This window comes from Paenibacillus sp. FSL H8-0283, from assembly GCF_045040675.1.
GTDB lineage: Bacteria > Bacillota > Bacilli > Paenibacillales > Paenibacillaceae > Paenibacillus > Paenibacillus amylolyticus.
The window spans coordinates 770,360-794,722 of the sequence record NZ_CP150295.1 but is presented as its reverse complement, the minus strand read 5'-3'; the positions used below and the strand labels follow the sequence as shown (position 1 = coordinate 794,722).

The window sequence follows — 24,363 nt, the reverse complement described above, 5'->3', positions numbered from 1 at the left end:
AGAGGGCAGCCATTACGCTGCCCTCTCGTTGTGCCCGGCTATATCTTTATGAGAAAATCATCATATCTTTCTGTGGCTTGTTTCTTTATCATATTTTTATTACGAAAGGAAGTTATCTTATGAATACATCACGTTCCCGTTCCGAACTTCTATACGCAGAAGCACTTGAACATATCGTAGGAGGTGTTAACAGCCCTTCACGCTCGTTCAAAGCCGTTGGTGGCGGTGCACCTGTATTTATGAAAAAAGCCCAAGGGGCCCACTTCTGGGATGTCGATGACAACCGTTATATTGATTATCTGGCCGCTTACGGTCCAATTGTTACAGGACATGCCCACCCGCATATTACACAGGCCATTACGGAAGCAGCGGCAAATGGCGTGCTGTACGGTACCCCGACTGAACTTGAGATCAAGCTCGCCAAAATGTTGAAGGAAGCTATCCCTTCCATGGATAAAGTTCGTTTTGTAAACTCCGGTACGGAGGCGGTCATGACTACGATTCGGGTCGCTCGTGCCTACACCAAACGCAACAAGATCGTAAAATTCGCCGGATGTTACCATGGTCATTCCGATCTGGTGCTTGTCGCTGCCGGTTCAGGCCCGTCCACGCTCGGAATTCCTGACAGTGCGGGAGTTCCAGCCAGTATTGCACAAGAAGTCATTACTGTGCCCTACAATGATCTGGAAGCCCTGAAGGATGCTTTGGAGCGCTGGGGTGATGATGTTGCCGCGGTCATGGTTGAGCCGATCGTTGGGAACTTCGGTATGGTTATGCCGGAGCCTGGCTTCCTGGAAGGTCTCTGTGCCATGACACGGGCCAACGGCTCCCTGGTTATCTATGACGAAGTCATTACGGCTTTCCGTTTCCATTACGGTTCTACTCAGACGTATGCCGGGCTCGATAATCATGCGGAGATTGAACCGGATCTGACGGCTCTTGGTAAAATTATTGGTGGCGGCCTGCCAATCGGTGCTTACGGCGGACGCAAACACGTTATGGAGCAGGTTGCTCCGCTTGGGCCGGCTTATCAGGCGGGAACGATGGCTGGTAACCCTGCATCCATCTCAGCTGGTATCGCATGTCTGGAGGTCCTGCAAGGCGCGGGTGTATATGAAGAGATGGAACGTCTTGCTATCGACCTGACAGCGGGTCTGCAAGCTTCTGCTGATCGTCATGGTATTGCACTGACGATCAACCGGATCCGCGGTGCGTTCTCCACCCATTTCTGTGACCATCCGGTTACGAATTATGATCATGCTCAAGACACGGATGGAGAGCTGTTTGCTTCCTTCTTCCGTCACATGTTGAACCGTGGCATTAACCTGGCTCCATCCAAATATGAGGCCTGGTTCCTGACCACGGCTCATACAGACGAGGATGTTCAGGCTACATTGGAAGCCGCAGAAGCTTCCTTCAAAGCGATGGCTCAACAATAAATTAGATTATTTCCATCTACCATGTAGCGTACAAGCTGCATCGTTGATAGATAGCAACTCAAGGAAAAGGCGTCCAACAAGTGATCAACTTGTGTGGACGCCTTTTGTTATATACAGACAGTGGTGAGTGGCCAATACGACTAGATAGATGCTGAGTGTAACAACTATATGCGTTTTATTGTAATGGCCTTGCTGTTATAGCTTTGTCTTTATCTCTGCCTGATCTGAAGTTTCAAAATTTCCTCCCGGATCTTCTGTATCCCTTCTTCGATTCGCTGCTTCGGCACATTGGAGATGTTCAAGCGCAGCATCTGATCCTGATGCACCTGATATGTTCCCTCCGGATAATACCGTTCAGTCGTATCAACGATGACTCCGCGCTTTTCAAGCCGGGACAGCAGAACACGAAGCGGCATATCACCCGCCAAAGGTAATACGGTATGCTCCCCTCCTGTTCGAGGAGCCTCCATAAATGGAGCAAAGTCTGGATATGTGTCCAGTTGCTCATGCACCGTATTCATCCGGGCAGCATAGCGGTTACGAATCACTTTCCTGTGATGAGAAAACATTCCGCTGTGGACATAGATCTCCAGAGCAGCTTGAGACAGAACAGAAGTGTCGATATCGAGCATTTTTTTGTAAGCCCCAAAAGATTGAATTAGGGGTGAGGGCAGAACAGCTACACCAATGCGCAGACCTGGAAACAAAATTTTGGAGTAACTCTTCAGATAGATGACCCGGCCTTCGGTATCATAGGACCATAGCGGGTCCTGTTTCGTATTGTCCTCCAGATCGGCCAGATAATCGTCCTCCACCAGATAGACATCGTACCACTGTGCAAGCCGGATCAGTCTCTTCTTGTCAGCAACAGTCAACGATGTACCAATCGGATTGTGAAAGCGTGGCATGACATAGAAAAACTTGACATCTTCCTCAGCGAACTGACGTTCAAGCGATGCCCAATCCAGCCCATCCAGGGCACGTCTCACACCGGCAATCGGCACATTTAATCCACTCAGTAGCGAGGGCATATTGTGATAGGTAGGTAGTTCAAGCAGTACTTTTCTCTTTCCATTGGGAAAAGGCATCAATGCAAGTACAGCCAGGGCCTGTTGCACACCTGACGTGATAAAGAACTGCTCTGTTCTCGCAAACACTTGATAATCCGCAAACTGCTTCTGCAACAGCAGAATAAGCGAAGGTAATCCCTGATCCGTGCCATACATAAATAACTCTGCTTGCTTCTTCTCCATCGCCTGATCCACACAATGACGAAAGTCTGCATAAGGGAAGACCCGTGGATCAGGAGCAGCCGAAGCGAAGTCCAACGCTCCCTGCCAGTCCATGTCCTGAGCACCTGTCCCGTTCTGTACGGCATAATAACCGGATTGAGGTATGGCATACACCAAATGCCGCTGTTCCAGCCACTCATATGCACGAATAGCCGTGCTTACACTGCATTGATATTGTTCTGCTACAACTCGAACTGCTGGCAGTCGAATGCCCTTATCTGCCCACTGGCGACGATCCTGCTTCTGCATCTGTTCCTGAATCCATTGCTTTAACGCTTCGGCAATCACTTCGTATTTTCTCAATGCACCCATCCCTCTCCAACAACTGTACCGATACAGTTTAACCTTTTATCTATTGTAGCACGATGCACCTGGCAGTATATTGAATAAGGCCAGCACATGCCTCGAACCTGACATCAGGATAATGAAAGATAAAGCGCTATGACTACTGTATTGGAGGAGCATTCATGAACACAACACACACTCGGGGATACGCTTATATCGCAGCTGTATTGTACGCAGCTATTATCGGTCTATCTTTTTTATTTGTTAAAATGACCGTCACTGTTGCACATCCAATTGATGTGCTTGCCCACCGATTCGCGCTGTCGCTGATCGTTGTCAGCATTCCTGTCATTTTTGGCTGGATCAAAATCCGACTGAGCCTTCGTGATCTGTGGCGAATTATTCCACTTGGGCTGTTATCTCCCGTCTTATTTTTTGCCTTTCAAGCCTTTGGACTTGTCTCTTCCAACTCATCGGAAGCGGGTATTATTCAGGCCATGGCCCCTGTATTCACACTCGTTCTCGCTTCAGTTTTCCTGAAAGAACGCACATCAACGATGCAGAAGCTATTCCTGCTTCTATCTGTTTCTGGAGTGGTCTTTATTTTCATGATGCAAGGAAGCGGCGTATCTATGAGTAACCTGAAGGGTATTGCATTATTGCTACTATCCACAGTCTGTTTTGCAGGGTATGGTGTGCTTGCAAGACCATTAACCCAGAAGTATAAACCAATGGAATTAACCTGGGTCACACTGATGGTTGGCTGTATTGTATTTAACGCCGCTTCCCTGATCCGACATGCGTCCAGCGGTTCCATGATGGACTACATCAAACCGCTTGGAGATACATCCTATCTGGGTGCACTCGCTTATCTGGCAATTCTCTCCACCATGATCTCTACCCTGCTTGCGAGCTATGCCCTTACTCATCTGGAGGCTTCGCAAATGAGTGTATTCAGCAATCTGTCCACGCTCATCTCCATCGTAGGAGGTGCATGGATATTGCATGAACCAGTGGGTAGCCATCACTATATTGGTGCATTGTTGATTATCGCCGGTGTGCTTGGCACCAATATGAGCGGTCGCAAACATAGGTTGATCAGTGGAATCAAGTCAGATTCCCCATATTGAGACAGCACGGAAGTTGGTTCGCTGGTTCAACGAGTTATACGCTCCCATCCTCCCCAAACCCCGCATTTTGATCGGAAAGCGGCCCGGGAAACGATGTTAGAGGTAAGAGTAGCCATGGGTATTCGTTATTTCGACTGACGGTATGAAGCGCTCCAATCACGTTAACACTGCTGAGGACAGTCTATTGGGAAAAGGAGACCCCTCAGCATGAAACGAACACAGCCTTCTTTTTTACAAGCTATGATGTTGATCATGTTGTCCGTTGGCTTGATCAGCCATGTTCTGATTATTCCTGCCCTTTTGGCTGCGGCCAAAAGGGATTCTTGGATTTCCGTCCTGCTATCAGCCGGACCATTTTTGATATTTGCGCTAATGCTCGCATATGTCTCTCGTTTCCTCAAGCATCAAACTCTGCATGAATGGTTAACATCCCGTCTCGGCAAGCCCATTGGCATGTTATTTCGAGTTGGTAACAGTCTCTTTTTTCTGAGCGCAATCTATTTCACCCTGCACGAAACCACGACTTGGGCCAAAACAAATTACCTGACAGAAACGCCAATATTGGTAACTAGTATTGCTCTGATGACTCTCTGTGCCTATGGGGCATATAAAGGCATCCGCTCACTGGCATTTACGGCAGGATTGATCCTTCCACTGGTGGTACTGCTGGGCTTCTATGTTGCAATTGTGAACACTCAATACAAGGATTACAGTCGTCTCCTGCCTGTGTTAGAACATGGCTGGCATCCAGTGCTGAATGGCATGATTTACAGTCTTGCAGGCATGTTTGAATTGCTGTTCATCTGGTATATCCAGCCTCACCTCACCAAACGTATACGTGTATGGCAGTATCTGATGCTCGCACTCATTCTGGTGGGACTAACAGTCGGCCCACTCATCGGGGCGATTGTGGAATTCGATCCTTTTGAGGCTGCCAAAATGCGATATCCCGCCTTTGAAGAATGGCGAATCGCCTCCTTGGGCAAATACATCGCCCAGACTGACTTCTTTTCGATCTACCAGTGGCTCGCAGGCTCGTTCACCCGGATTAGTCTCGCCATGTATATTGTAGTAGAAATATGGAATATTAAGAGCTCTACCAGAAGGCTTATCAGTTGTATCTCGTTAGGTGTCTTCTTTATTCTAACCATGTTGTATCCTCTGGATGATATGACCTTCGAAAAGCTTCTGGTCGAATACATATTTCCGTTCAATCTCGTATATCTGAGCGGACTTGCGATTATCGCAACGACGGTTGCCTTTATCCATTCACGCCATCAGAGGAGGAAACATCATGGAGCATCAAGCGATTGACACCACGTCCCATGAAACACTGCTTGCCTCTTTGAAAGAGCAGTTCAATCCATGTGCAGATGTCGTTATTCAGACCTTTCCTGTTAAAGACCAATCTGATCAGCCCGTAATTCTGCTTTATTGCGACGGTCTCGTCGACGGTAAACAAATTAACCAATTTATTATTCCACGTCTGGAACAGCACTCCCTGATCATTGAGGAATCACATCCTAAAGAACTGGGATTAACATTGAATCCGTTGGATGACCTCACAGATACTAACAAGCTTAATATGTTGATATTTAGTGGACAACTACTGATCATTTTTGGTAATGGTGTGCAGTCCTGCAGTGTGGATATTGCTGATATCCCGGGACGCAGTCCAGAAGAATCAGCCATTGAAACATCAGTTAAAGGCCCGCGCGATGGATTCACCGAAGAACTCACTACCAACGTGGCCCTTATACGCAAACGAATGAAAACATCTTCGATGTGTTATGAGAAATATGTCAAAGGCGGTCGTACCCAGACGGCCATTGGACTTCTATATGTAAAAGATATTATCAATCCAGACATTCTGAAAGAAGCTCGGCACAATCTGGATCAGATTGAGATTGACGGCATCCTGGGCACCTCAATCATGGAACGAGCTGTCATGGGAGGGATTCGGAGTATCTTTCCACTTACAGATAATACCGAGCGTCCTGATTTTGTCGTTGATTCCCTGTTAAACGGTCGTTTTGCCGTTTTGATCGAAGGTTCTCCTGTAGCGGTCATCGCACCAACTACACTTTTCAATCAGTTGAAATCTCCGGAGGACGAAAGTACACCCTTTTTCATCGTTACTTTCGAACGAATTTTGCGTATATCCGGACTGCTGATCGCCTGTTTCTTCCCAGGATTTTATATTGGCCTGACCAGCTTCAATGTGGAACAGATTCCCCTGCCTCTTCTGGCAACGATTGCTGGGACTCGAATGGGCCTGCCCATGCCCGTGACGCTGGAAGCGTTCCTGATGATCTTTATGTTTGAGCTATTTAACGAAGCTGGGCGTAGGTTGCCACGTGCATTGGGGCAGACGGTCAGCGTTGTTGGCGGGCTTATTATTGGAGATGCTGCCATTCGCGCCGGGATTACGTCCCCTACGATTATTGTCACGGTAGCGATCTCGGTCATCTCTAGCTATATTCTCGTGAATACTGTGTTAAGCGGGGCTACTGCCCATATCCGGATCGGTATGTTACTCATCTCTTCCATTCTTGGATTATTCGGTTTTATGATCGGACTATTGGCCCTGTTGGTGCATCTCGTATCCTTGGAATGTTATGGCGTATCCTATCTGTCACCTGTATCTCCCTACATTCCCGGAGACTTCACTCAGGCCGTATCCATGCCACCTTCCATGAAAAGAACCAAGCGCCCAGAAGCACTTCATACACAGGATTCTACTCGCCGGAGGAAACGTCCGTGAAACGATGGGTATCCATAAGCGGCCTTCTTATAAGTTGCTTGATCCTGCTAACCGGGTGCTGGGATTCCAAAGAGGTGCAAAGTATAAACTTCATTACGGCGATAGGAATTGACTATGTAGACAACCAGTATATTGCTTATGCCCAACTGATTGACTTCTCCAGTATTGCAAAACAGGAAACGCCAACTTCCCGGGAGACTAGGGATATCTGGACTGGACGGGGCGAGGGTACAACACTGAGTATGGCTATTAACGACTTGTATGAAACGTCACAGCAGCAAACGCTCTGGACTCATGTTAAAGCTATTGTTTTATCCAAAAAAGTGCTGGACGGTCGACTGGAGGATGTCTTTAATACACTTCTTCATTCAGGCCAATTAAGATATACACCCTGGATCTATGCTACAGAGCATAACATCCCGGATATACTCTCTCCCTCTGCATTATTAAACCAATCCGCCCAGACCATTGAATTATTTGAGCCCATGAGACTATACAAACAGCATTCTGGTTACGAACCTATCCGGCTCCATCAGCTTCTCGATGGATTACGGGAACCCGCTTCCGTCGTTCTTTTACCCTCGGTTTCATCGAGGAACGAGACTTGGTTCAACGGTGATAAAACGCCCCCCCTTGTTAGAATGGATGGATTTTATGTCATTTCCAAAGGCACAAGTCAAGGTAGAGTTGCAGGAGCAGACGCAGATGGTACGCGATACGTAAATTATGAGCGTGTACATCAGTACCCACTATATGTATATGGGAATGGTGGAAAAACTCCTGATCTAACCTTGTTGCTTCATCATCCCAAGACAAAAATCAAGGCGAAGAAGCAAGGTGATGGCATCACCTTTGATCTGGTTACCACGGTCAAAAGCGCCATCACCGAAGATCATGGGGCTCCTCGGTCTCCAGATGCCATGGAACAAGAAGCCGAGAAACAGATCGAATCCCAAATCCGAGATACGTTCGAAAAAACCAAGGAACGCAAGATCGATTCATACGGTCTTGTGGAACACTTATATCGTCACAACCTTCCCTTATGGAAACAGGAAGTCTATAACCGGGCGGATCCACTCCAACGTTTTAAGCTTGGAAAAGTGGAGGTTCACGTGGATATCCTGAATGCGAGCACGTATAAATACAGCGAATAAAACGAAGAAAAAGAAGCCCCTTACCTGCATTGGATGCAAGGTTACGGGGCTTCTTACCATCTCCAGCTATGCTGTCGATTGGGGAAGTTATCCTAATGGGTACGCCATGACACTCATTAAAGCCAATTCAGGCTGGGTCGTGTCCAAACGGCTGTACTGGACGAGAACGGGGATATTGCTCGAAACGGTAATCGCATAAGGCACGCCCGGCGGAATAGACTGCTCCCCGGATCGTAGCGATGCAGTGCGAATGTGCTTCGTCCTTCTCGCTGGCACTTCAGCGACCATACCTTCAAGTGGTTCTCTGTCTTCAAAATAAATCGTGATATGCAGTTCCGCATCCGTGGCACTGGTGTTCAGTACACAGATGCTCTCATGACTCTCCAATGTGCCCCGGCTCTCCGGGGGAATGTAACCATCCGGAATGACCCAGTAGGTGTGACCTGTAGCTGCTGAAACATTCTTACGGGCAGATGTGGCTGATTCTGTCTGGTCAGGTGTCATTGAAATACCTCCTCCTTTTTTTTGCGAGTGCAATATAGGTTAAAAATGCGTGGGCTCGCGGGGCAGCCGCTTTGGCGGGCGGATCGGGCTGTGGGCCACTGTTGGTTCGGGATTTCTTCGGCTCATTCGCGGGGGCAACTCTTAAAACCCGTGGGCTCGCAGGGCATCCGCTTTGGCGGGCGGATCGGGCTGTGGGCCACTGTTTGCTCGGGATTTCTATTCATTCCCCCTCAGCAGGGGAAATCCCGCTCCAAAGGCGGACGCTTCGCTCCCTCTACCCGATTCCGCCCTCCTCCGCTGCTACGCTCGCCTGTTTTTTAAAAGATTATTGCCTTCGCTATTCGCTGGGCAACTTTTGCTGGCTCGTTACTTCGTTTAACTCGCTACAGCTTTTAAACCCTGAATAGCTCGCGGGGCATCCGCTTTGGCGGACGGATCGGGCTGTGGGCCGCTGTTGGCTCGGGATTTCTGTTCATTTCCCCTTAGCAGGGGAAATCCCGCTCCAAAGGCGGACGCTTCGCTCCCTCTACCCGATTCCGCCCTTCTTCGCTGCTACGCTCGCTTTTTTTTAAAAGTTTATTGCCTTCGCTATTCGCTGGGCAACTTTTGCTAGCTCGCTATTTAATTAACTCGCTTAATTATTAAGGGCATGAACCTACCGCAGATACATCTGCAACGGTTGCAATTGCAACTCGCGGATGGCTTCTGCCACCTGCTGGGCAAGGCGACGGGCGCCTCGTTCCTGAAAATGCGTGTTATCCTCCACGCCTGAGGGGAAGTTCACATACTCGCCTGGCAGTACCCACATAAAGTCGTCCTTAGTGCCTTCAACACCCGTCTGCTCGAACAGAAGACGGCTGCGCTCAGCCAGATCGATCAGCGGAACATCTTCCTCTTCCGCCAGCTCACGCACGGCGATGATATAATCGCCGTGGGTATCGGTCAATGTGCCATCGTCCGCGAAATAGCGACGATGCACCGGGGTGATGAGCACCGGACGAGCCTTGGCTTCGCGTGCAGCATCGATATACTTTTTCAAATATTCCTTATATGTTGTGAATGGGTCCGTCCCACGTTCAGGGTCCGGCTTCTCATCGTTATGTCCAAATTGAATAAACAGAAAATCTTCAGGCTTGATTCGCTCCAGAATGGCGCTTAATCTGCCTTCATTAATAAAGCTGCGGGAACTGCGCCCTGACTGGGCATGATTATCCACTGCCACATCATGTTTGAACTGTGCCGGCAATAACTGGCCCCAACCGCAATACGGATATCCACTTTCCGGCTGATCCGTTACGGTTGAATCCCCGGCAAGAAATACGGTCATGGTCTGATTCGCAAGGGTAATCTCCAACGCATTAATTCTCGGTGCAGGACCGGAGAATGACAGACGAAGTCTGCCGCCGCGAACAACAACCGAGAATCTAACCTCTGCGTATTGTCCGGGAAGTGTGCGAATGGTTGGCAGTACAAGCCTGCCTTCACCAGCTTTCACGCGGGTCACTGTCTCAGCCAATTCATCCCCTGCAACAAGTAATACTTGGTAGGTTCCGTCGGGAACATCCACGATGAACGATGCTTTGAGCGGAATACAGAAGCCTGAACGCAATCGGGCAGACATGGTTGTCTGCCCCGGATTGTTATGATGTTGTTTCGTGGGATCCGATACATCGTCATCACGAATGCGTTGTTTCTCATACACCAGAGATCCTGCCTCGAATCCGTACCCTCCGCGTTCCTCATATGTGGTTGTTGCAGTTACTTTCAGATAATCGCCTGTCTCATCTGCTCTTCCCGAGTCTGGTCCAAAGTTAAACTTCCAGCTGGTCACGGACACTGCCTGGCCCTCTGCCGCTGCCTCCATGGCAACGGCCTGACTACCCTGAGCTTTATTCAAAAGCGATAACCTCCTTGGTTAACTTTTGTAAACGTTCATTCGGGCGAAGATACGAAGATACAGTAATCTGGCTTATCCTTTCAATCCGCTGGTGCTCATCCCTTGAACAATTTGTTTCTGGAAGATGAAGAACACAGCTACAACCGGAACCAGACTGACGATGGACATGGCGAACATTGCACCCCAGTTGGAAGCAGATTCGCTATCCAGGAACATTTTCAGCGCCATCGACACGGTGTATTTATCAGGCGAGTTCAGGTACAATACCGGACCGAGCAGATCCTCCCATCTCCAGTAGAAGGAGAAAATGGCTGCAGTCGCCAGAGAAGACTTGATCAGCGGCATAATAATCTGGATATACAGTCTGAACTTGTTACACCCATCGATGGTTGCAGCCTCATCCAGCTCCTTCGGAATCGTTCGAATGAACTGTACCATCAGGAAGATGAAAAACGGCATTCCGAAGAATGTAGGGACCACGATTGGCAAGATAGTGTTTAACCAGCCGAGCTTCGTGAAAATGATGTACTGAGGAACCAATACCACGTCATGTGGCAGCATCAGTGTTAACATCATCAAGGAGAACCAGAATGTACGCCCCTTGAAGTTAAGTCTGGCAAAACCAAAAGCGATCAGCGATGACGATATCACAGCACCGATGGTAGATATCACTACGATTACAAGTGAGTTGGTGATGTAATCCATAAACGGTCTTCCAGCTGTGCCTTTCCAGCCATCTACATAGTTGCTCCAGATCCACTCCGCAGGAAACAGGGTATCCGCTGTGACGAATATCGTACGGCTTTCCTTGAATGAACTGAATAGCATCCATAGGACGGGATAGAGCATCAGGAGGGCAAGAGCTGCAACGAACAGGTGATAAATGGGCCATTTCACATTTCTCCAAACCATCGTTACTTCCCTCCTTCAGATTCGTAGAACACCCAGTACTTGGATGTCAGGAACACAGCTACTGTGAGTATACCGATCATGATGAGCATGATCCAGGCCATTGCCGAAGCATAACCCATGTTGTTAAACATAAACGCCTGACGGAACAGATACAGGGAGTACAGCATCGTACCGTCCATTGGACCGCCTTCGCCTTTGGAGATAATATAGGCAGGTACAAACGTCATGAATGCTCCAATCGTCTGCATAATCATATTGAACAGGACGATCGGGCTAAGCAGTGGCAAGGTGATGCTGAAAAATTTCCGTATAGGGTTCGCGCCATCCACACCTGCTGCCTCGTACATCTCAGTAGGGATATTTTTGAGACCAGCCAGGAAGATCAGCATGGACGAACCAAACTGCCACACAGACAGTGAGATGAGCATAACCAGGGACGCATTCGGGTCACCAAACCAGCTTATAGGCCCGATCCCGATTGCCGTTAGAGCACTGTTGATAACACCCTCATTACTGAAGAGGTTACGCCACATAATGGATACGGCCACACTACCACCGATAATGGATGGCAGGTAATACAGCGTTCGGTACGTTCCAATCATACGAGAGCCAGTGTTTAGGACCATCGCTACGAAGAGGGCAAAGATCAACCTTAACGGTACCCCAATGAATACATACAGAAACGTTACTTTGACCGAGTTCCAATATTTCGGGTCATCAAAAAACATTTTGGTGTAGTTATCAAGTCCAATCCACCGTGGAGAAGTGAACAAGTTATAACTCGTGAACGACATATATAAGGACACAAACATGGGGATGAGTGTGAAGCCCAGGAATCCAATAATAAACGGGCTTATGAACGCATATCCAGTTAAGTTTCTACGTAACGACGAATACTGCCTCAATGGAACGAACCTCCTTCATGGATCAGCTTGCTCCCTCATCCTGGCTTCGGTCATCTGGACGGGGAAAGGCCCTCGCATTTGCGAGTAGCCCCATTCCCGACCATCCCTGAAGTGGGACGAGCAAGCCATCATTCAACTGTTATTTATTGTTCGCAAGTACAGATTCGGCGTTCTTGCGGAATGTTTCTGCTGCCTGTTCAGGTGTAATTTTGCCAAAGTTCAACTCTTCAACCACATCTGCCAGAGCAGAGATTACTTCAGGTGAACCAACCGGTGGCGGAGAACTCATTGGTGAAGCCTTAGGCTCCATGGCTGCTACGAATTCAAAGACTTGTTTTGTTGCGTCACTCAGCTCAGGTGCGATAGCTTCTTTGATTGCTCCTGAGATTGGCACACCGCGCTCACCTTTGATCAGTTTGTTGGCTTCCACATCATTCACCCAGAAATCGATGAATTTAGCTGCTTCTTCCTTCACTTTAGAGTTGGACGTCACACCCCAGTACATACTTGGCTGCATATATAGTCCTTTTTCCATATCTGGTCCTGGCATTGGAGCGATTTCGAGTGGACGGTTCGCTACCTGTTGCAAGGCTACGAACTGGTTGGACCATTGCCATACGCCGATTCCTTTTTCCTTCACGAGATCTGATTCCTCAATAATGCCTTTAGTTTGGTTGGCTACATCCGGCGTAGGTGCTGCACCTTGCTCGATCATGCGGCGCATAAGTCCGAAGAACTCCACAAACAATTGATCATCATCATAACCAAGACCTGTTCCTTCCGCATTGTAAAGCGACAATCCTTTGGTACGCAGGAAGTAGTGGAAGAAAATATCTGGAGCTATCCCTCCATCCAAATACAGACCTTTCTCTGCGGTTTGTTTACCCAGTGCTTCGTACGATTCCCAAGTCATATTGTCAGGGATTGCATCCACGCCTGCTTTTTTAAGCAATGCCGGATCATATTGGAAGCCCAGAACGTTAACACCGGCAGGTACACCATATTGTTTACCGTTAATTACACCTGTGCTGATAACATTCTCGGACACATCGTCCACTTTGATCTGGTTGCCCAGATAAGGCGCTAGATCCTCAAGCTGACCATTCTGTGCATATTGGCTGATGTAGGAAATATCCATCTGAACGATGTCAGGCAACTGATTTGCCGCTGCTTGTGGTGCGAGCTTTTTCCAGTAGTCATCAAATGAAGCATATTCCACGTCGATTTTGACATTCGGGTTTTTCGATTTGTACAGGTCGATGACCTTCTGTGTATATTCATGCCTTGCATCCGAGCCCCACCAAGCGATCCGCAGGGTAACTGAGTCATCTCCAGATGCTCCTTCAGTTCCTCCACCTGAGCTACATGCCGCTGTAAACACGAGCAAAGCAGCCATCATCAGGAATATTGCCTTTTTCACCATGCCAATCTCCCCTTTTATGTTGATATGGTTGTGTGAACGAGTTATCCTTTTTATTTCTGATAACGCTTTCACAAACTTGTTAATGTCATTTTCGCAAATGTACGACCATAGTTGAATACACAAAACCGTCTTGTTGGTTCAAAAAACAGAGGAGGACAACAGTCCCCCTCTCGGCGCTGTTCGTCCTCCCCAGACATGAATCACATGATTGGCAGTCCATTGTTATATGCCGATTCTGCGGAATTCCGTAGGTGTCATACCAGTCCACTTTTTGAACACCTGACTGAAATATTGTGAATTCCCGCCAAATCCGAACAATTCAGCAAGCTCGAATACTTTCACATCTCCGCCTCTGCGAATATGGTCACATGCGCGTTCAATGCGCAGGCGATTCACGTAGTTGGAGAAATTCTCGCCTGTGACTTTTTTGAAAATCTTGCCCAGGTAATCTGGATTCATATAGAGCATCTGATGAGCGACTCCATTGAGCGAGAGATCCGCCTCTCCAAAATGACGATCCACGATATCCATCATCTTCTCCACGGCGGAAGACTGGCGGCTGATATGGTTTTTGTAATAACCGGTAGTTAATCGGGCTGTACTGCTTGCAACAAAAGACTTCAAACCAGATAACGTATCGATATGAGGCAATTCTGCCATACGCTGGGTGAATTCCGTTGCCTCCTCAGGTGGACAGACATGAACCATAGCTGAGTACAGCTGCACTACGTAAGAGCGGGTCACTTCAATTTCCAGTTGCTGACGCGATAATAGATCAAACAGACGATCCACCTCTACCGCTGTTTCCTCGGTATTGCCCGATTTGATCAACTGACACAGTTGCTCGGCATCCTGTTCTACATGCAATCCGTCGCATTCTCCGGCCAGTACCAGATCATTCTTCGTAATCAGCTTGCCTTCACCGATAAAAAAGCGATGGTTCAGATACTGCAACGCCTCACGAAACAACCGCCGGGACTGAATCATTCGATCTGCTTCACTCAGCGCAGCGGTCACTTCCAATTTATATAGTCTGGTGAATGCAGCCCTAACCTCTTCAATACTTTCTTTCAGTCCAGCCGGATCAGCTGAATCCGCGAGCAGAATGAGGAGTTTGCCTTCAATGGTTGTGCTTAACAGGACATGTGGGAGCAGGTCACTGGCAATGTTTTTGATCGCAAATAAGTGACTGTAATCATGTTCATCTACAATTCGGAACAACAGTAACCGAACTGCGTTCTCTTCAAGCTCCAGATCAAACAACTCCTGATAATACTCCAGATCAACCGGACCATAGGTGCGGTTGGTCATGAACTCCAGCAGAAATTGCTCCTTCACATGCGGAAGGACTCGCTGCAATCGCTGTTTCATCTCACCTGCAATATGCTCCTTCACCTGGGCATCCTGATGTTCCTGCAACAGTTCAGTTAACGCATCATGGATCTGATTCTCGTTGCAGGGCTTGAGCAAATAATGCTTCACACCATATTGCATCGCTCTGCGGGCATATTCGAACTCCTTGTAGCCGGATAACATAATAAAACGTACTCCCGGGTATGCTTCAGATGCCTTCTCTATGAGTCCGAGACCATCCAGACCTGGCATGGAAATATCCGTAATAATAATATCGGGTCGCGACTGCCCAATTTTGTCCAATGCTTCAATCCCGTTCCTCGCCGTATCCACCAATTCCGTTCCTGCCGCGGCCCAATCGACCACTTGGGAAATCCCCTCCAGAATGACACGTTCATCATCTACGAGCATCACTTTGTACATCGTCATCGTCCTCTCTGATCCAAGGTATGCTGATCGATACTACAGTTCCTGATCCGGGCTTGCTGCTCATCACCATTCCACCTTCATCACCGAAGGTCAGTCTGATTCGTTCCTGGATGTTAGATAACCCAATGCCCTGTCCTCTTGTCTGAATACGTCCTTCGTGTAGCTGTTCCAGGAATTCCGGTGTCATCCCCGGACCGTCGTCCTCAACTTCAATAATCACCTTATCTCCCTCTGCTGTCGCCCGGATCCGAATCCGGCAAGGGTCAATGCTTGGTTCGAGTGCATAATGTATCGCGTTCTCCACCAACGGCTGTAATGTTAACTTCGGTATCCGTGCCGTTCCTACCTCCGGGGCAATTTCCATGTCGAAATCCAGTCTTTCCTCAAAACGCGTGCGCTGAATCGTCACGTAACTGCGGACAATGTCCAGCTCTCTTTCCAGCGTAATCCACTTCTCGGACATGTTCACAGAGCTACGCAGCAGAAATCCGAGGGCCTCAACCATTTCCGAGATCTGTCGTTGCTTCTGTACTTTAGCCAGCCAGTTAATCGATTCCAACGTGTTGTATAGAAAATGTGGATTAATCTGCGCCTGAAGCGCTTTCAACTCCGTCTCACGAATCACCAGTTGCTTCGCATAATTCTCATCAATCAATTCACGTATCCGTTGAAGCATCATCTTGAATGTGCGATGCAACAGCCCAACCTCATTCTGTGGAGATATCGGAACATTGCCGAGAGCAGCCTCCTCCAGCTTATCCAAATCGCCTTTTTCGATATTACGCATCTTTTTGATCAACTGTGCAATCGGATGGGTAATACTGCGAGAGAATCTCGCTCCAATGATAAGCGCCGCCAGAAAAATCATGATGAAGATCACCGTGACCAACTGTTTGACAAACTGGATCTTTTTAAACATCTGGTCAAACGGGGTTGTGTACAAATAGGTCCAATCCGTATAGGAAGAATGAGCACGAGCTACAAAGTGTCTCCCCTGTTCCAACATGGCAATTCCATAGGGCTGGGTGCGCTTCAGTTCAGACTCAATCTCGGCTTCACTAACCGACGATTCTGTTGGATAGATCACTTCTTTTCCATCCGTAATGAGTAATTGGGAGTCCTCAGCCGGTTCTTGCATCTGGTCCTGTACAATTCGGTCCAGCCGGACGCGGATGATCAGTGTGCCAAGGTCCTCCAATGTAAATGCTCCGCCAATAAAGGATTTCACCTGTCGAACCGACAAGAGTCGGGACTGTTTATCCCCACTGGTATGCCATGCATTGGAGCCCGAGTATTGCTGTCCCAGTGCAACCAGTTCCTTTTGCTTCGACTCCGAAATTCCCTCCCGATTGCCTGCGGCCATAACGTTATTATCATTATCGATAAATAGCATGGAATAGACGTATTTTTCGGAACCGGCATATGCGACTAACCTGTTAGTAATTTTTTTACGCAATCCATTTTTCTCGTAACCCGTTTCGGCCTTTTTCAGTTGGAGCAGATATTGCTGAAGCGGCTCGTCCGACATCACCTTGAAGGAGAGATTAGAAATTTCACGAAGTTGATTCTCAATACCTACCGAAGACATATTGAGGACCTGCGAGGATTTCTCATAGATCTGGCGGTCATAGATGCTGAACACATATCGGAGTACGGACGCATAAAACGTAAAGCTGATCAACATCAAAAGTCCGATGAGAAGAATCGTTTTGTGGTGAATCGGTAGTGTTGTGAAAGCGTTTTTAATTTTGTTCATCCTAAGCGCTCCTTTGGCTTGCGAGGGGTGCCTGTCATACTATGCATTAGTGGTTTTATTGTAAGTTATTTTCATATTTACACATCCATTGGTCATCTGACAAGATATATTTATGCAACATTTTAGGTCATTAGAGAAGGTATACATCTGTGTCAGCAACGTAAAAAGAACACAAAACAGCCAGAATACCTTGAACAAATCAAGGTATTCTGGCTGTTGAATAACATCATGTTAAAACATGAAATACAATTTACGGATTAACAAAAACAGTTTTCAGCTTCGCTACATATTGCACATCAAAGCCAAGACCTTCAGCCACCATGGCAAGTGGTACATATGTTTTGGACTCTTTGCCTACCTTATTCAGGAATGCAGGTGTATCCACAGTAACCGATGCTCCATTTACCTTCACAGCATTGGCACCAATCTTCACCGCAACTTTCCGGTCTCCATATGTAATGGTTGCGGTTGAAGTTTTGTTATCCCACACCGTAGTAGCACCGACCGCATTCACGATGTCTTGAATCGCCACAAAGTTTTTGCCGTTACGGATAATCGGTTTGTACGGAGTATTTAATGTTTTGCCACTCACAATAATGTTCATCGGCTCACCTGTCGCAGGTGTAGTCAGCTTCGTGTAGTCGCCCCAGATCGTTTTGGCAAATACTTCGGCAATGGCCGCATATCCAAATTGGTTCGGGTGGAAATCACGATCTTTGATCATATGTGTCATCGTGCCTTCACCACCAACAAACTCCTTGGCCACGTGTGCGACTTTGACATCGGTACCCTGAGCAGTGAATTGTGCTGCAATGCCATCAATGGTCTGTGTGAAACCTTGGGATGCCTCCATCAGTTTAGCATAGAGTGCCTTGCCTGCTACTTCTGGCATCGGTTGATACTGATCGGCGATGACAATTGTAGCTGTCGGATTAATTTCATGGATATCATTAATCGTTGCACTTACATTGGCTGTATATGTTGCGAGTAATTCTTTTACCTTCGCTTGCAGATCCTGATCACTCAGTTTGTCTGCTGTACCGAGAAGCTCAGATACATCATTTCCCCCAATGGTAATTGCAACCAGATTGGCCTGTGCTACACTCTCACGGATTGCAGCAGTATTGGCTCCGATCTGTCCCGCTCTTGGATCAGGAAGACTTGGTTGAATGGCTTCAGAAGTCAGCGTTTTGCCATCCTTAATTGCAGTAGTAAAGTTTTTCAGACCACTGGTTTTCAATCCGGCAATCCCGTAGTTGTCCACCTGTGTACGTCCATGCAGCAAACCTTGCTCCTGGAGACGTTCTACATAACCATAAGGCAATTCTTTTGTGTTGGGCTCATAACCTACCGTTATGGAATCTCCCAATGTGACGATGCGGAACTCCTTAGTTACGGCTACTGCATCTTTCTTCGCTGTCAGCGAAGTCTCGTTTGTACCCGCTGGCAATACACCGGTTTTGGTGTCAGCCGCGTGTGCAGGCAATGCAGATGATGTAAAGAGCAGCATTCCTGCCAACATGCTTACCGTTAAACCGGCAGCTGTATTTTCCCATATACGTTTACGCTTCATTCAGGTAACACTCCTTCTCGCAAATCTATAATAATTTACACTAATATACGTGTTCAAAAAGGGCGGTTTTCAGTACCGAGAAGATGGGATGAAGCTAGAAATGGAGTAGCGGAGCGTAGGAAAACTACGTGAGCAACCAAAATGTTTCCTTCGGAAACATACTTCGTAAGCCTCCCGCTTATTTCGGCTGAATTCCATATTCGATGCTGATGATGCCGTTAGGCATCCTTCGTAATCAAAAGCGGACTTTTTGAACAACCTCACTAATATATAGTACATTGGTCATTCCAATGACATAGGTTGGTGTTACTCTATTCTATCATTTTAAAGTAGGCGTTGTCCTCTCTACTGAGAGCACACATGAAATAACAGACTCCCTAAAGGGGAGCCTGTTATTTGTTAAGCTCAGCTATGACGTTCAGTGATTAGTTAAGATTGCGGCTTATTCGAGTCTTCAGCAATCGTATGACCCTTGTCACTCTCCGGTTTGTTCCCGGTAGCTCGCTCCAGATACCGATCATAACGATCATCCACTTCGCGTGCCATCTTCCGGTACTTTAACGTTTCCTCGACAATTGGATCACGTTCTGTCTGGATTCGCACTTCATATTTGGGAGGAATCAGCTGGCGTTCACGCTGATTGGTGTCGCCGGACTCTTCCATGTCCCCTTCCGTCAGCATATCACTGAGCCGTCGTTCCAGTTCTTTGGATTCATCCATTGTTTTCGCTCCTTATAATGAATTTCATTCCAAGCCGGTTGCTTTCGCTTCCTTCAGCACATCCGTCAGTGCATCATGGATTTTGCCATTGCTGGCAACGACATGATTCACAGACAGTTGGTAAGGCGTTCCGATGGTATCGGTCACCTTGCCACCTGATTCTTCAACCAACAGTGCACCTGCGGCAATATCCCAAGGTTTCAACCCAACTTCGGTGTAGGCGCTGAGACGTCCTGCGGCAACATATGCCAGATGGAGGGCGGCAGATCCGCCTGCACGCAAGTTACGAACTTGCGGAGCAAGCGCCTGCACAGCGGCCATATTCAGTGGCAACGCAAAGGTTGTGTCTGCCGGGAATCCAACCGCAATCAGGCTCTGAGCCAGTTCCTGTTCACCAGATACAAGCATCCGGTTTCCGTGAACATATGCTCCTTTCCCTTTTTCCGCAACAAACATCTCATCACGGGAAGGGTCGTAGATCACTCCGACAATGACTTCACCATTGTGAGCCAATGCGATGGACACCGAATAAAACGGGAATCCGTGTACATAGTTCGTCGTTCCATCCACAGGATCAACAATCCACAGGAACTCTTCTTCCTCAGCCTCTTTCAGTGCTTTTGCCGAAGCTTCCGGTCCCGGTTCGACGCCTTCTTCACCCAGAATGGCATGGTGGGGAAAATGCGTAAGAATCAGGCGGCGGATCATCTGCTCCGCTCCTTTATCCACTTCGGTCACCAGATCTTGGGGTGAATATTTGGTGCCAAGTTCAGCTACCGTCCCAAGACGGCTTTTGATCCATTCGCCAGCTTTGGAAGCTGCATTAATGGCAACGGCAGTATAGCTTTTGCTTGTCACGACATAAGGTGTCTTTTCCTTCTCATTCAAAGCGTTCACTCTACTTTCTATATCAATCTACGAAAAGTTGAAATACTTGTTAAAAGTATACGCCCCACAGGTCGTAAAGTTTCTCGTTGCCCAGGCCCCTTTTGGCACTACGGATGAATGATGACGGTAGACTCGTCCACCCACTCCACACCCTCTTCGTGATAGAATGCCAGCTTCTGCATCAGTTGCACAAGAGCCTCATCCTTGCGTTTGGCCTCAATCATCACGTCAAGTCTTGGGGTGTCTGCTGCGATATGACGCAAGAAATCGAGCACAGGCTCTACCTCCACACCATCGGCATGACCTCGCAGATCCTTCTCGCTCTTCGGACTGGAGACATGGATTTTGGGTGGCAATGGCTGATCAGCCGGTGAATCTGCCTGGGCAAGCGGTGACTGCCAGGTCTTTAGAATATCAGGCCACAGATCCCATGCCTGTTCTCCTTCGTTGTTCACCCAATGGTGATGGATATCCAGTACCATGGGCAATCCCAAGCGCTGGCACACGGCAAGTGTCTCAGGCGCATTGAACGTTTTGTCATCATTTTCGAGTGTGAGCCGCTCCTGAATGTCCCGATCCAGCTTCAAAAAGTTTTCTTCAAAACGAAGCGCCGCCGAAGGCTTGTCCCCGTATGCACCACCAATATGTATATTGTTCTTGGCAGTGGCATTCAGCCCCATAGCATCCAGCATCCGAACATGATGACGAAGGTCGCGAATCGAGTTGCGCAGAACTTGCTCGCGGGGGGTACTAAGTACGGTAAAATGATCCGGATGAAAGGACACACGCATATGATTTTCCTTCACAAAATCACCAATGGCCGCAAAGTCCTGCTTCAGTGCCGGGAACGGGTCCCAGTCATTCAGGTCTTCGTGTGTTGCCAGTGGAATCAATTTGGAAGAGAAGCGATATACATGAATATGGCTACCCTTGTTGTGCCTGAGCAAACGTAATGTATTGTGCAGGTTCTCGGCTGCAATCCGTTCGAGCTTGCGGATCGCCGCTTCCCTGTCATCGATTTTGTTAAAACTCGACATGGTCATGGTCCGGGAAGGCGAGGCGTTCTCTATAAGCACGGACATTGCCACGTAACCAAAGCGTACGAGCATGAATCTCTTCCTCTCTATTAGGGCGGAGAACCCACATGGCATATTCAGCCGTCAGGATGTACCGTCACTGTATATAACCAAGTTTTACCCTAAAAGAGTGACCATAATCGTATTCTGGCAAATCCGTCCTTCCGACCCGCACTTACAGTCAACAACTACTCCTGTGCTTGCTCCCCAAAGAACATCTCATCCGCAAGGGCAGTCTGGATGCGTGATTCTTCCTCAGTCAATTTGCGGATGAGTAGCATCTCCACCTCGGTTACCTCTTGCCCCTGGAAGTTGATCTCCGCAATGGAAACCACGATCTTGACGATGGCTACAGCCACGTTATCCGGTGTGTATGCAATCACTTTCTGGCCGGTAGGAAATACCCGGAAGCCCTGTTTGACCATTTTGCCGCGTCCGTATTCAAGCAGTTCGAACAGCTCCTGCTCATTCTTGAACTTGCATACGGAATTGAATTCAGTCTGAAATCCCATGCATATCCCTCCTGATCTTGTGGTCGCAGGCTACGCCTGTACGCCGTTCTCGTAATTCAGTGCCTGCTTGCGGTTGTAACGCTCCAGTGCCAGTTCAATCATGCGATCCAGCAGTTCGGCATACGATACACCTGTCTCACGCCAAAGAAGTGGATACATGCTGTATGGTGTGAAACCAGGCATGGTGTTGACTTCATTAATAAGCAAAGCGCCGTCATTTTTCCGAATGAAGAAGTCGGCACGTGAAATACCGTTACCTTCAATCGCACGGAACGCCTGCAAAGCTGCCTCGCGAATGCGATCTGCGGCCTCTGGGTCCAGTGGAGCTGGAATCAGCATCTGTGATTGACCATCAATATACTTAGCTGCATAGTCATAATACTCACCGGAGGATACGATCTCACCTGGAACGGAAGCCATGGGCTCGTCATTGCCGAGGACGCTGACTTCAACCTCGCGTGCTTCAACGAACTCCTCAATGACAACCTTCGTATCATACCGAAGTGCAAACTCGACAGCTGTCTTCAACTCATCGCGGTTACGTGCTTTGGAGATGCCTACACTGGAGCCCAGATTTGCCGGTTTGATAAAACAAGGATACCCCAGCTGATCTTCGACCTGTACGATCATTTCGTGCTCTGTCTGCTTCCATTGTGTCGCGTTAAAATACGTAAAGGCACATTGGTCAATGCCAGCCTGTGCAAACAGCTTTTTCATGACCACTTTGTCCATGCCGCCAGCAGAAGCCAGTACACCTGCACCTACATATGGCATATCCGCCATCTCAAACATGCCCTGAATGGTACCATCCTCTCCAAACGTACCATGCAGCAGAGGGAACATCACGTCCAGCGCTTCTGCTCCACCATACAAACGGCCAAACAGGGCGTTCAGCGCATCCTGCGTTCCACCCGCCGATTGCTCCAGCTTCAGATCTTCAATCTGCGCGAACGGCGCATGCATGACAGGTCCTTTTTTCCACGTCCCCTGCTTGGAGATATAAAAAGGAACCAGTTCATACTTTTCATAATCAAATGCGTTTGTAACAGCAAACGCCGTTTGCAGCGACACCTCATGCTCGCCCGATTTTCCGCCGTACACGACGCCTACTTTTAATTTATCCATACTCATGTGTACCCTCCGATTATCTGTGCCTGATACTGTCATGTTTGCATGCTCAGCACCCTTGTTATTCTGCTTGCGTTATCTGATCTTATTTTACACGGAACTGGATGTCTGCGTCACCGCATCCCGAAAATCTTTCGTCATCAAAACTCATCTGCAATATGAAAAAGCCGGTATACCGTCCGCTCCGTCCAAGCGTAAGAATCCCGGTAATCCCAAAAGCGGTGACGGCTGCTAACCGTATGTGCGTTAACAAGCGGCATACCGCCCGCATCAAACGCGGTCACAACGGTGCTGTGCTGAAATCGTCCATCTCCATCCCAATCGTAGAGAATAACATCACCGAGCATCAGCTGCTCAGGACGCTCCACTTCTGTCGCGGTCAGCCCCCAGCTGCTGCCTGACAAATAACGCTCCAGACTGTTGGAAACTGCCCAACTGTAACTCCACATTTCGGAGCCGTTCACATATCCTTTATACCACCAGCCAGCTTCTCTTCTACCAGTATAGTGGATGGGTGCGCCCCCTGCAAAGAGACATTGGGACACGTAATTGGTACAATCCACATCAAATTCCTCAAATGCCGGATTCCCCGCATTCCACCATCGATCTGCATAGGCAACCGCCAGATCTCTGCGATATGACTGTTGCCGTGAGCTTCTTCCTTGACCCAACACTTCCCGATTCAGCAGCGGACGATTCATCGCCTGTACAAAATCAGCTTGTTGAAACGGACGTCCTTCCCCAGCAGGGCGACGCTCCGGCACTTCTCGCTCGACCCGTCCAATGATCCATCCACCACTCTGCCGCAGAAAGGTTAACCGCTCCCGCTCAATCCGGTCCTCCCGGTGGGTGATCCCGCTCTTCTCGTAGAACAGTCTGCTGTACAATTGTACATCCACCACCGCTTCTTCCTGGCCATCCATAAGCGTGCGCACAAGCTTGGCGCTGGTCTCGCTGCGAAGAGGCACGGCGCGCCGCTTACGATACCATTCGTCCAGCCTTGCCATACGCTCTCCCCGTTCCACCACGAAGTCAGGATCGGTAACGATCCGTTCGCTGGTCTGTGGACGGTAGTCGATCTCACAGCGATTGTACTGGTTCACGTAAGTATATAAGGCACTCTTCCATTCCCGTTCCAAGCCTATGTCCCCCTTTGGCATGAGTTCTGTCTGGAATATTTCATTGCGTATATAAACTCCTACTATTCATATGAAAGGGTCTTC

Annotated in this window: 20 protein-coding genes; 5 read left to right on the top strand and 15 right to left on the bottom strand. The window is 48.3% G+C overall.

Annotated features, from left to right (window positions below; translation table 11 throughout):
• The first annotated feature begins 119 nt into the window (after positions 1-119).
• Complete coding sequence (locus MHI52_RS03715) at positions 120-1,439, top strand: glutamate-1-semialdehyde 2,1-aminomutase (protein ID WP_405158471.1); 1,320 nt, start codon at positions 120-122, stop codon at positions 1,437-1,439.
• A gap of 209 nt (positions 1,440-1,648) precedes the next feature.
• On the opposite strand, the gene MHI52_RS03710 is transcribed toward MHI52_RS03715, so the two are convergent.
• Positions 1,649-3,043, bottom strand: coding sequence for a PLP-dependent aminotransferase family protein (locus MHI52_RS03710; RefSeq protein ID WP_405158470.1), 1,395 nt, complete (start codon positions 3,041-3,043; stop codon positions 1,649-1,651).
• Between the two features lie 155 nt (positions 3,044-3,198).
• On the opposite strand from MHI52_RS03710, the gene MHI52_RS03705 reads away from it, so the two are divergent.
• The 4 genes from MHI52_RS03705 (at position 3,199) to MHI52_RS03690 (ending at position 8,064) form a co-directional block, all read left to right on the top strand.
• On the top strand, positions 3,199-4,146 hold the full coding sequence (locus MHI52_RS03705; protein ID WP_405158469.1) for a DMT family transporter: 948 nt from the start codon (positions 3,199-3,201) through the stop codon (positions 4,144-4,146).
• Positions 4,147-4,353: 207 nt separating this feature from the next.
• Positions 4,354-5,460, top strand: a complete 1,107-nt coding sequence (locus MHI52_RS03700) for an endospore germination permease (RefSeq protein WP_076320361.1) — start codon at positions 4,354-4,356, stop codon at positions 5,458-5,460.
• Positions 5,441-6,910 (top strand): spore germination protein, encoded by a 1,470-nt coding sequence (locus MHI52_RS03695; protein WP_405158468.1) that lies wholly within the window; start codon positions 5,441-5,443, stop codon positions 6,908-6,910. Before MHI52_RS03700 ends, MHI52_RS03695 begins: the two co-directional genes overlap by 20 nt.
• The gene (locus tag MHI52_RS03690) at positions 6,907-8,064 is read left to right on the top strand and encodes a Ger(x)C family spore germination protein (RefSeq protein ID WP_405158467.1); all 1,158 of its coding nucleotides are present in this window, start codon (positions 6,907-6,909) and stop codon (positions 8,062-8,064) included. Before MHI52_RS03695 ends, MHI52_RS03690 begins: the two co-directional genes overlap by 4 nt.
• A gap of 87 nt (positions 8,065-8,151) precedes the next feature.
• Here the strand turns inward: MHI52_RS03690 and MHI52_RS03685 are convergent, their stop codons facing one another.
• From MHI52_RS03685 to MHI52_RS03620, 14 genes are all read right to left on the bottom strand, one after another.
• Positions 8,152-8,568: a sensory rhodopsin transducer gene (locus MHI52_RS03685; protein ID WP_405158466.1), complete on the bottom strand. Its 417-nt coding sequence runs from the start codon at positions 8,566-8,568 to the stop codon at positions 8,152-8,154.
• 655 nt (positions 8,569-9,223) lie between these two features.
• Entirely contained in the window at positions 9,224-10,432 is a 1,209-nt protein-coding gene (locus MHI52_RS03680; protein ID WP_405159351.1) for a rhamnogalacturonan acetylesterase, read from the bottom strand.
• A gap of 105 nt (positions 10,433-10,537) precedes the next feature.
• Positions 10,538-11,377 (bottom strand): carbohydrate ABC transporter permease, encoded by an 840-nt coding sequence (locus tag MHI52_RS03675; protein ID WP_017690747.1) that lies wholly within the window; start codon positions 11,375-11,377, stop codon positions 10,538-10,540.
• Between the two features lie 2 nt (positions 11,378-11,379).
• On the bottom strand, positions 11,380-12,282 hold the full coding sequence (locus MHI52_RS03670) for a carbohydrate ABC transporter permease (protein ID WP_047841423.1): 903 nt from the start codon (positions 12,280-12,282) through the stop codon (positions 11,380-11,382).
• 139 nt (positions 12,283-12,421) lie between these two features.
• Positions 12,422-13,705, bottom strand: coding sequence for an ABC transporter substrate-binding protein (locus MHI52_RS03665; protein ID WP_076216734.1), 1,284 nt, complete (start codon positions 13,703-13,705; stop codon positions 12,422-12,424).
• 222 nt (positions 13,706-13,927) lie between these two features.
• Positions 13,928-15,481, bottom strand: a complete 1,554-nt coding sequence (locus MHI52_RS03660) for a response regulator (RefSeq protein ID WP_405158465.1) — start codon at positions 15,479-15,481, stop codon at positions 13,928-13,930.
• The gene (locus MHI52_RS03655) at positions 15,456-17,243 is read right to left on the bottom strand and encodes a histidine kinase (protein ID WP_405158464.1); all 1,788 of its coding nucleotides are present in this window, start codon (positions 17,241-17,243) and stop codon (positions 15,456-15,458) included. Before MHI52_RS03655 ends, MHI52_RS03660 begins: the two co-directional genes overlap by 26 nt.
• Positions 17,244-17,493: 250 nt before the next feature.
• The gene (locus MHI52_RS03650; RefSeq protein ID WP_339189919.1) at positions 17,494-18,816 is read right to left on the bottom strand and encodes a stalk domain-containing protein; all 1,323 of its coding nucleotides are present in this window, start codon (positions 18,814-18,816) and stop codon (positions 17,494-17,496) included.
• Between the two features lie 429 nt (positions 18,817-19,245).
• A complete protein-coding gene (locus MHI52_RS03645; protein ID WP_405158463.1) occupies positions 19,246-19,536 on the bottom strand; it encodes a hypothetical protein in 291 nt (96 codons plus the stop codon).
• Positions 19,537-19,560: 24 nt separating this feature from the next.
• Positions 19,561-20,424: an inositol monophosphatase family protein gene (locus MHI52_RS03640; RefSeq protein ID WP_405158462.1), complete on the bottom strand. Its 864-nt coding sequence runs from the start codon at positions 20,422-20,424 to the stop codon at positions 19,561-19,563.
• A 107-nt stretch (positions 20,425-20,531) separates the two neighbouring features.
• Positions 20,532-21,533 carry a UV DNA damage repair endonuclease UvsE gene (uvsE, locus tag MHI52_RS03635; RefSeq protein WP_036614105.1) on the bottom strand — a complete coding sequence of 334 codons (1,002 nt, stop codon included), beginning with the start codon at positions 21,531-21,533 and terminating at the stop codon, positions 20,532-20,534.
• Between the two features lie 155 nt (positions 21,534-21,688).
• Positions 21,689-22,012, bottom strand: coding sequence for a hypothetical protein (locus MHI52_RS03630; RefSeq protein ID WP_017690758.1), 324 nt, complete (start codon positions 22,010-22,012; stop codon positions 21,689-21,691).
• Positions 22,013-22,042: 30 nt separating this feature from the next.
• The gene (locus tag MHI52_RS03625; RefSeq protein ID WP_036614110.1) at positions 22,043-23,143 is read right to left on the bottom strand and encodes a D-alanine--D-alanine ligase; all 1,101 of its coding nucleotides are present in this window, start codon (positions 23,141-23,143) and stop codon (positions 22,043-22,045) included.
• 137 nt (positions 23,144-23,280) lie between these two features.
• Positions 23,281-24,300, bottom strand: a complete 1,020-nt coding sequence (locus tag MHI52_RS03620) for an amidase domain-containing protein (RefSeq protein WP_197997991.1) — start codon at positions 24,298-24,300, stop codon at positions 23,281-23,283.
• Positions 24,301-24,363: the final 63 nt, after the last annotated feature.